The following is a 7,792-nucleotide window of genomic DNA, read 5'->3' as shown; positions in this document are numbered from 1 at the left end:
CGCCCGGCCCGCCGCGCGGAGCCGTACCACAGCGGTGGAATCGAGTCCCCTCAATTGCCCGTATGCCGTATCGAGACCGTTGGGTAACATCGGGGCGTCTTGGGGCGCCGGGGGTGAGCACTGGAGCGGCGCCGGAATTGCAGAAGGCGGCTGATGAGTTCGGTACTCGGGGTGACCGTTGGGGAGAGCGCCGTCCGGATCGTGCGTCCGATCGACCGGACCACGCCCTCGGCGGGATTTCAGTTCCAGGTGGTGGACACAGGTCGCGACGACCCCGCCCGTCTCGCCGCACAGACCTTGGGCGTGTTGTTCCAGACGGGGGTGGCGGGGGAGCCGATCGACGCTCTCGGTGTGGTGTACCGCGACGCGGCGCAGGCGGACCGGATCCGCAAGGCCATGGCGGAACAGGGTCTCGACAGGTTCGACCTGGTCTCCGAGTCCGAGGCGGCGCTGGCGTATCTGCGTGCCAGCGGTGAGCTCTGCACCGACACGGCGGTGTTCTACGACCTGGGTGATTCGGGCCTCACCGTGACCGTCGTCGACCTTCCGTCCGGCGAGGTCCTCGCGGGACGCACCGACACCGTCGGGGGACGGGTGTTCGACGCTGCGATCCGCGAACACCAGCTCGGCACGAACGGGGTGTGGCTGCCCGACGATCCGGCGACCGTCACCGAGTTCGACGCGCAGTGCCGCGAGGCGAAGGAACAGCTGTCCGCGAGCGACGCGGTCGCGGTGCCGGGCGCTGCCGGGCTCATTCTCATGTCGCGGGACACCTTCGACCCGCTGATCGCGCAGTGTGTCGAGTCGTCCGCGCGGTTCGTCCGCGACATCGTCGAGCGTGCCGGCCGGGATCCGGAGGCGATCGTGCTGCTCGGTGGCGGCGCGCACATCCCCCTCGTCCAGGAGGTCCTGCGGTCCTGGCTGCGGCTGCCGCTGGTGGTGCCGCACGAGCCGGAGCTGGTCCTCGCGAAGGGCGGCGCTCTCCTTGCCGGTCGGCCGAAGGACTCGATACCGGGCATGACCACGCGCATCGTCCCGCCGCCGGCGGCGACCGAGCGCATCGCGCGCCCGGCCGGGGCGCAGGCCGGTGTCAGCGGATTCGCAGCCACGGACCGGCGCACCGAGCAGCGCACCGATCGGATCGCCCGTCCCAAGGAGAAGCCCGCGAATGCCGCGGACGCGGACGAATCGCGGTCCTGGCTGGGGATGCTCACAGCCCGCGGACCCCGGGTCAGCGGCAAGCAGATCAGCGGCGCGGGCCTCGCGGGAACCGCTCTGATGGTGGTGGCCCTGATCGGTGTCGCCCTCGGAGCCGGCAACAGCGTCTTCGGTTCGGATCCGGTCGACGAGTCCGCTCCCGCGGAGACGGTGGTGACGACGCCGCCGTCGTCGAAGCCGTCACCGAGGCCCGCCGTGGCGCCGGCACCGGTCACCACGACCACCGAAGAGCCGGAACCCGAACCGACCACGCAGCGGCAGGTGCCGGTAGCCCCCGAGACGCCGCCGCCCCCGCCGATGATCCCGGGGCTGAACATCCCGGTCCCCGTCCTGCCGACGGTGGAGCTGCCGCGGATCGAGCTGCCCAGGCTCGAGCTGCCCGCACGGTGATGTCCGGGCAGTGATCAGCGGGCGTGCCGCCCGCGGGTCGGTTCCCGACGGGGTCGTTCGACGACGGGCGCAGCCCCGCCACCCGATCCGACGGGCCGGGCAAGCAGCGCCGCGATCGCGGTGGTCAGCGGCACCGACAGGGTCAGGGCGATGCCGCCCACGCAGGCCCGCACGATTTCGATGGCGACCGCGTCGCCGGTGAGGACGTCGGAGATCGATCGTCCGGCGATGCTGAAGAACAGCAGCAGCGGCAGCGCGCCGCCGGCGTACGCGAGCACCAGCGTGTAGACGGTGCTCGCGATGTGGTCGCGACCGACCCGCATCGCGGAGGTGAACACCTCGCGGCGGCTCGCGGACGGGTCGATCGCCGCGAGTTCGAACGCCGACGACGCCTGCGTGATCGTGACGTCGTTGAGGACACCGAGCGATCCGATGATGAATCCGGCGAGCAGCAGACCCGTGATGCTCACGTGCTCGAGGTACAACTGCACGTCGGTGTTCTGTTCCTCCGACAGGCCCGTCAGATTGGTCAGCCGGATCGCCAGATAGGACAGCAGCGCCGCGAGGCCCATCGACGCCAGGGTGCCCAGCAGCGCCGAACTCGTACGCAGGTTCACTCCGTGCGCGAGGTACAACACGGCGTAGAGGATGAGCGACCCGCCGACGAGCGCGACCGGCACGGCCGGTTTTCCGTCGAGTAGTGCCGGCAGCATGAAACCGACGAGTACGCCGAACGCGACGAGCAGGCCGATCAGGGCCCTCAGCCCCCGCCACCGTGCGACCACGACGATCACGACGGCGAACGCGACGATGATCAGGGTGATGGGCAGTCCGCGGGCGTAGTCGTAGAAGGAGTACTGGGTTGTGCCCGACGGATCGGTCTGCCGGACCAGCCGGATCTTCTCCCCGGCGTGCAACTCCGGTTGTCCCGGGCCCGGGGCGATCTCGAGCAGGGTCCGGGTGCCCTCGTTGGGACCCGATTCGATGGCGATCACGCTGCGGGCACATTGGTAGGCGTCGGTCGCGGGCGGCACCGGGTTGCCGGTGAACACGCGGCCGGAGGAGGTGCTCCCGCACGAGCCGGTGTCCTGGGTGACGACAGTGCCCGCCTCGGTGACCACGGCGCCGCCGCCCGATGTCTGGAAGGGCGCGGGAATGTCGATGGACCTGCTGCTGGGCCACAGGGCGGCCGTGCCCAGCAGAACGACGATGCCGATGGCTGTCAGCAGTCCGACGACCACCCGGGCCGCAGTAGGGCCGAGCGGGACCGGACCGTCGTGCCCGTGCCCGTGCCCGTGCCCGTGTCCGTGACTCACCGGGACAGGCTAGCCACCCTCTGCGGGATGTCCGGACGGGGGCACGGCCGTCCAGGCTCCATTGAGGGATTCATTTGTGCTCTGCGCACAAGTTGATGCGTCAAGATCGTGCCACAGGCACGAAAAAATAGGCCCGGAACGAGCCTTCTGTGTGGCTTACCCAGAAAATCTGTGGTTCAATCGTGACCGCGAGTGAGTTTCCCGCCGAGATTCACGGGCCGTGGCGACTGAGCGTTCGATGTGCTCGGGGCCGGAGGAGAAAGAGTTGGGCTGGTGGTGGCGGGGAGCAGGGGGGGTGTCCCCGCCACCTTCACCTGACCTCGCACAGGGGGGATGGCGTCGGTCAGGGAGCCCGGCACGGTCGCGCCGTGCCATGGACAAACTTACTTCCTATGTCCGTGTTCGGGAAAGTCTTCTGAGGTGTGTCTCGCCTCACCGCTTGGTCCGATTGTCCGATTCGGGACCTATTAGGGACCTTCTACCTGCGGAAATGCGTCCGCAGGGCTCGAAAAATACATTCCACAACGATCGGCGTGTCGTGCGTCTCGGGCGTGTCACGGCGGGCTCCGGTGTCCGGAAAATCGGAGCGAACCCCACCGCGAACGCCGGGTGCGGCCCGGCCCGAAGCGCGGACCGAGCCGGTGACCTGCGTGAACGCTACTGCTTGTAGCTCGACAGGAAGTTGCCGAACCGTTCGATGGCGACGGCGAGGTCGCGGGCCCACGGCAGCGTGACGATCCGAAGGTGATCGTGGTTCGGCCAGTTGAAGCCGGTGCCCTGGACCATGAGGATCTTCTCCTGCAGCAGCAGATCCTGCACGAGCTTCTCGTCGTCGTGGATCTCGTACACCTCCGGATCCAGCCGCGGGAAGGCGTACAGGGCGCCGCGCGGCTTCACGCAGCTGACGCCCGGAATCGCGTTGAGCCGTTCCCACGCGACATCGCGCTGTTCGAGCAGCCTGCCGCCGGGCAGGATCAGGTCCTCGATGCTCTGGTAACCGCCGAGCGCGACCTGGATCGCATGCTGCGCCGGGACGTTCGGGCACAGGCGCGTCGAGGCGAGGAGATCGACGCCCTCGAGGAAGCCGGCAGCGTGTTCCTTCGGGCCCGTGATGGTCATCCAACCGGAGCGGTAGCCGGCGACCCGGTACGCCTTCGACAGGCCGTTGTAGGTCAGGCAGAGCAGGTCGGGTGCCAGCGTCGCGAGCGAGATGTGCTTCGCGTCGTCGTAGAGGATCTTGTCGTAGATCTCGTCGGCGAGCAGCAGCAGCTGATGCTTGCGGGCCAGCTCGACCAGCTGCGTCAGGACCTCGAGGGAGTACACCGCGCCCGTGGGATTGTTCGGGTTGATGACCAGCAGGGCCTTGGTGCGATCGGTGATCTTCGACTCGATATCGGAGATGTCCGGATTCCAGTCGTTGGACTCGTCGCACAGATAGTGCACGGGAGTGCCACCGGCGAGTGAGGTCATCGCAGTCCACAGCGGATAGTCCGGTGCGGGGATGAGGACCTCGTCGCCGTCGTCCAGCAGCGCCTGCATCGTGATGGTGATGAGCTCGGAGACGCCGTTGCCCAGGTAGACGTCGTTGATGTCGAGCTTGGGGAAGCCCGGCACCAGTTCGTAGCGTGTGACGATCGCGCGGCGCGCCGACGCGATGCCCTTGGACTCCGAGTAGCCCTGGGCGTGCGGGAGAGCAGCGATCATGTCCTGCACGATCGTCTCGGGCGCCTCGAATCCGAACGGGGCGGGATTGCCGATGTTCAGCTTCAGGATGCGGTGACCTTCCGCCTCCAGTCGCGCGGCGTGGGCGTGCACCGGCCCGCGGATCTCGTACAGCACGTTCTGCAGCTTCGAGGACTGCTCGAGCGGGCGGGTGATGCGGTGGTGAAGGTGGCCTTGCTCTCCGATAGTCACGGCGTCCATGGTGCCACCGGCGCGCAACTCCATTTCAACCGGATTTTCCGAAACCTCCGACGCGTCTGCCGCGACGATCGTCACAATCAGTGCGATGATGGCCACTTGACCGCGGCGTCGGGGTGACGTCCGGGTGTGGATGTAGAGGGAGTCAGCGGAAATGGCGCAGGGAACTGTGAAGTGGTTCAACGCGGAGAAGGGGTTCGGGTTCATCGAACAGGACGGTGGGGGGCCGGACGTCTTCGTCCACTACTCCGAGATCCAGGGCACCGGGTTCAAGACTCTCGATGAGGGTGCCCGCGTCGAGTTCGAGATCGGTCAGGGTCAGAAGGGTCCGCAGGCGCAGGGCGTCCGCGCCATCTGAATTCGCGTTCCCCGTTCACAACGGTGGTGCCCAGGTATTGTGACCCGGCACCACCGTTGTGCTGTTTGTGGCCTCTGTCACGGACCACCGAGGGCCCAACCTCCGTGCATTACTCTTCGAGGCGATGGGGGCTGTGTTCGGGGGCGAGGACAGCCGGCGCGTAGCAATGCGGCTGGAAGTATGTGGTGGAATTGGGTGTGTCCGGGGGGTCGGCAATGCCGATGGACGACGAGATCGGTTCGCGATGGAGGGACCCGAAACGCCATCTCTGGCTGTTCGGACTGGCCGTTCCGCTGAGCCCGTTCATGGCATGGGTTCTCGTGCGCCACCTGCACCTCGGTGTCTTCTGGGCGGCCGGGGCGATCGTCATCGCCGTGATCGCGCCGCTCGTCGATCGGTTCGTCGACCAGGACCGGACCAATCCGCCCGAGGCGGTCATGAAGTCCCTCGAGCGCGACAAGTACTACCGCCGGTGCACGTACCTGTACCTGCCGCTGCAGTACGCGGGACTGGTCTTCGGCTGCTGGACCTGGGTGAACTGCCCGATGGGGCCGTTCGAGAAGTTCGCGATGGCCGCGACGCTCGGCGTCGTCGGCGGGGTGGGTATCAACGCAGCCCACGAACTCGGACACAAACGGACGACGCTCGAACGACGCCTCGCGAAAGTCGCGCTCGCCCAGTCCTTCTACGGGCACTTCTACGTCGAGCACAACCACGGTCACCATCTGCGGGTGGCGACGCCCGACGATCCTGCGACCGCTCGTTTCGGAGAGAGCTACTGGCGCTTCCTGCCGCGGACCGTGATCGGCAGCCTGCGCTCGGCCTGGAGCTACGAGAGCGCGCGGCTGCGTCGCCGCGGACGGTCGCCGTGGAATCCGGTTCGCAACAACATCCTCAACGCGTGGGCGATGAGTGTCGTGCTGTACGCGGCCCTCGTCGCGGCCTTCGGCTGGCAGATCGCACCGTGGCTCGTCGTGCAGGCCGTGATGGCCGTGATGTTCCTCGAGGCCGTGAACTATCTCGAGCACTACGGTCTGCTGCGGGAGAAGCGGCCCGACGGCCGTTACGTGCGGGTCGCCGCGCCTCACAGCTGGAACAGCGACCACGTGTGCAGCAACCTGTTCCTCTACAACCTGCAGCGACACAGCGACCATCATGCGAACCCGATGCGCCGCTATCAGACGTTGCGCAGCATGCCGGAGGCGCCGCAGCTGCCCGCCGGGTACGCGGTGCTCGTCCTCGTCTCGCTCGTGCCGCCCCTGTGGCGCCGCGTCATGGATCGTCGCGTGCTCGAGCACTACGGCTACGACTTGACGCGAATCAACATCGAGCCGCGCAAAGAAGCCGAAATCCTTGCGCGTTACCCCTCCGTTACGTAATCCTGATCACACGGATGCGGTGCGTCCGTCCGTGTCGGGGCGGGTTGCGGGGGTTGTCGGACGTGAAGACTCTTCGGAAGGGCGGTGCCGGTAGCGCGGCGCTTCGTCGGGCGTGGCTTTCCGGAGTGGTGCTCGCCGGTGTCGTGCTCGCGACGCTCGTCCCTGCTCCCGCCGGGGCTGCGCCGGGATCCGTGGTGGAACCGGGTGGCGGCCTCGCGGTCGTTGAGCGGATCGAGAAGGTCGGGGACCGGCGCTGGGATGTGTTCGTGCACTCCCCGGCGATGGACCGCACCATCACCCTGAATGTGATCCGTCCCGCCGATCCGAGCGTGCCGCGGCCGACGCTGTACCTGTTCAACGGGGCCGGCGGCGGCGAGGACGCGATGACCTGGCTCAATCAGACCGACATCCTCGACTTCACCGCGGACAAGAACGTCAACGTCGTCATTCCCGCCGAGGGCATGATCAGCTACTACACCGACTGGCTGCGCGACGATCCCGCATCCGGCACGAACAAGTGGGGCACGTTCCTCACCCGGGAGTTGCCTCCCGTGCTGGACCGCACGCTCGGAGCCTCGGGCGTCAACGCGATCGCGGGCCTGTCGATGGCTGCCACGTCCGTGCTCGATCTGGCTATCCAGGCGCCGGGCTTGTATCGGGCGGTCGCGTCGTACAGCGGGTGCGCACAGACCAGCGACCCCCTCGGTCAGGCATACGTCCGGTCCGTCGTCGAGGTGGCCGGCGCGAAGGACGCCACGGACATGTGGGGGCCCTACGACGGCCCGGGGTGGGAGGCGCACGACCCCTACCTCAACGCCGAGAAGCTGCGAGGCCTGTCTCTGTACATTTCGAACGGCAGCGGGCTCCCCGGCCCCCACGACAGTCCGTTCCTGCCCCGGTCCCCGCAGGCACCGTGGCTGATCGAGCAGATCGTGTGGGGTGGTCTGCTCGAGGCGGCCACCAACGTCTGCACGCACCGGCTCGCCGACCGCCTGCGGGAACTGGACATCCCCGCGACCGTCCGGTTCCGTGATCTCGGGACGCACTCGTGGGGTTACTGGCAGGACGAGTTGCACGAGTCGTGGCCGCAGCTGGCGGCGGCAATGGGCGCCGACGAGTAGCAGATCGACATCTGGATTCGCTCGCATACTCCTCGACGGGATGGGGTCGTGCATTTGTGCCCGGCGCGGGTCCTGTCGGTTCCCCGGACG

Annotated in this window: 6 protein-coding genes; 4 read left to right on the top strand and 2 right to left on the bottom strand. The window is 67.7% G+C overall.

The genetic code is table 11. From position 1 onward, the window contains the following. Window positions 1-153: 153 nt before the first annotated feature. Window positions 154-1,608 carry an Hsp70 family protein gene (locus M1M07_RS12405; RefSeq protein WP_248674342.1) on the top strand — a complete coding sequence of 485 codons (1,455 nt, stop codon included), beginning with the start codon at window positions 154-156 and terminating at the stop codon, window positions 1,606-1,608. A 14-nt stretch (window positions 1,609-1,622) separates the two neighbouring features. Here M1M07_RS12405 and M1M07_RS12400 read toward each other — a convergent pair whose 3' ends face one another. After that, the gene (locus tag M1M07_RS12400; protein ID WP_248674341.1) at window positions 1,623-2,924 is read right to left on the bottom strand and encodes a YibE/F family protein; all 1,302 of its coding nucleotides are present in this window, start codon (window positions 2,922-2,924) and stop codon (window positions 1,623-1,625) included. Window positions 2,925-3,581: 657 nt separating this feature from the next. Further along, on the bottom strand, window positions 3,582-4,847 hold the full coding sequence (locus M1M07_RS12395) for a pyridoxal phosphate-dependent aminotransferase (protein ID WP_248674340.1): 1,266 nt from the start codon (window positions 4,845-4,847) through the stop codon (window positions 3,582-3,584). A gap of 151 nt (window positions 4,848-4,998) precedes the next feature. Here M1M07_RS12395 and M1M07_RS12390 point away from each other — a divergent pair, with 151 nt between their 5' ends. The 3 genes from M1M07_RS12390 (at window position 4,999) to M1M07_RS12380 (ending at window position 7,702) form a co-directional block, all read left to right on the top strand. Further along, on the top strand, window positions 4,999-5,202 hold the full coding sequence (locus tag M1M07_RS12390) for a cold-shock protein (protein WP_197255165.1): 204 nt from the start codon (window positions 4,999-5,001) through the stop codon (window positions 5,200-5,202). Between the two features lie 215 nt (window positions 5,203-5,417). Beyond that, window positions 5,418-6,581 carry an alkane 1-monooxygenase gene (locus M1M07_RS12385; protein WP_248674339.1) on the top strand — a complete coding sequence of 388 codons (1,164 nt, stop codon included), beginning with the start codon at window positions 5,418-5,420 and terminating at the stop codon, window positions 6,579-6,581. A 191-nt stretch (window positions 6,582-6,772) separates the two neighbouring features. Further along, entirely contained in the window at window positions 6,773-7,702 is a 930-nt protein-coding gene (locus tag M1M07_RS12380) for an alpha/beta hydrolase family protein (protein WP_248674371.1), read from the top strand. Window positions 7,703-7,792: the final 90 nt, after the last annotated feature.

Source organism: Rhodococcus sp. HM1 (genome assembly GCF_023218075.1).
GTDB lineage: Bacteria > Actinomycetota > Actinomycetes > Mycobacteriales > Mycobacteriaceae > Rhodococcus.
Note: the sequence above shows the minus strand (reverse complement) of the source record. Positions and strands in the feature narration are given on the sequence as shown.